Annotated in this window: 1 pseudogene; it reads left to right on the top strand. The window is 36.6% G+C overall.

The features are described from left to right. Positions 1-28: 28 nt before the first annotated feature. Positions 29-216, top strand: a pseudogene (locus tag FS793_RS16005) (3-oxoacyl-ACP synthase); the annotation flags it as partial.

Here is a 216-nt window from a genome sequence, read left to right as displayed (position 1 = left end):
CTCGTATGAGTAAAAGGAGTCTTATTCAATGAATGCTGGAATTATTGGCCTTGGCCGCTATATACCTGAAAAAGTGTTAACAAATCTTGATTTAGAAAAAATGGTTGAAACTTCTGACGAATGGATTCGTACTAGAACAGGTATAGAAGAAAGAAGAATTGGTTCTGATGATGTCAATACATCACATATGGCGGTTGGTGCTGGAAGAAAAGCATT

The sequence above is a fragment of the Agrococcus jejuensis genome (genome assembly GCF_007679035.1).
GTDB lineage: Bacteria > Actinomycetota > Actinomycetes > Actinomycetales > Microbacteriaceae > Agrococcus > Agrococcus jejuensis_A.
This window is presented reverse-complemented; position numbering and strand designations above follow the sequence as displayed.